At 66.4% G+C, this 1,310-nt stretch carries 1 protein-coding gene; it reads right to left on the bottom strand.

Going from position 1 to position 1,310, the window contains the following annotated elements:
- On the bottom strand, positions 1-1,310 hold a 1,310-nt coding region (gene ilvB / locus AC1DZ6_RS25255), incomplete at both ends, for a biosynthetic-type acetolactate synthase large subunit (RefSeq protein ID WP_477099831.1).

Below are 1,310 nucleotides of genomic sequence, written 5' to 3'. Positions count from 1 at the left end.
GCTGCTGCCACTGGCGGACCATGCCCATCCATTCGTTGTTGATGATGAAGATCTTGACCGGCAAATTGAACTGGATCGCCGTCGACAGCTCCTGGATGCACATCTGGATCGAGGCTTCGCCGGCAATATCGACGACCAGGGCGCCCGGATGCGCCATCTGCACGCCCAGCGCCGCCGGCAGGCCGTAGCCCATGGTGCCCAGGCCGCCCGAGGTCATCCAGCGGTTGGGCTCCTCGAAGCGGAAGAACTGGGCGGCCCACATCTGGTGCTGGCCGACCTCGGTGGTGATGTAGACGTCTTTGCCCTTGGTCAGCTCGTACAGGCGCTCGATGGCGTACTGCGGCTTGATGGTGGTCTCCGAGCCCCGGTATTTCAGGCACTGACGCGCGCGCCAGGTGTCGATCTGGGCCCACCAGTCGGTGAGAGCCGTCTTGTTGGCCTGGTGTCCGGCGGCCTTCCAGGCGGCGATCAAGTCTTCGAGGATGCTGCCGGCGTCGCCGATGATCGGCAGGTCGACGCGGACATTCTTGTTGATCGACGAGGCGTCGATGTCGATGTGGATCTTCTTGCTGCCCGGCGAGAAGGCGTCCAGCCGACCGGTGACCCGGTCGTCGAAGCGGGCGCCGACGCAGATCATCACGTCGCAGTCGTGCATGGCGTTGTTGGCCTCGAACGTGCCGTGCATGCCCAGCATGCCCAGCCAGGCCGGATCGGCCGCCGGGAATGCGCCCAGGCCCATCAGGGTCGAGGTGACCGGCGCGCCCGTCATGGCCTGGAATTCGCGCAGCAGTTCGCTGGCCCTGGGGCCGGCGTTGATGACGCCGCCGCCGGTGTAGAAGATCGGCCGACGGGCGGCGGCGATCAGCTTCGCGGCCTCGGCGATGCGGTTCTGGTCGCCCTTGGTGCGGGGATTGTAGGCGTGGGTCGAGGTGACTTCCGTCGGGCCGTAATATTCGCCCTGGGCGAACTGGACGTCCTTGGGGATGTCGATCAGCACCGGACCCGGGCGGCCGGTGGTGGCGATCTTGAACGCCTCATGGATGATCTGCGGCAGGTCGCGGACGTCTTTGACCAGATAGTTGTGCTTGGTGCACGAGCGGGTCATGCCGACGGTGTCGGCTTCCTGGAAGGCGTCGGTGCCGATCAGGTGGGTCGGGACCTGGCCGGTGATGACCACCATCGGGATCGAGTCCATCAGGGCGTCCATGATGCCGGTGATGGCGTTGGTCGCGCCGGGCCCCGAGGTGACCAGGACGACGCCCGGCTTGCCCGAACTGCGCGCATAGCCTTCGGCGGCGTGGGTCGCGCCC

Source organism: Caulobacter sp. P1_B12_2, assembly GCF_056406675.1.
The sequence above is the reverse complement of the archived record's forward strand: the minus strand, read 5'-3'. Positions and strand labels throughout refer to the sequence as shown.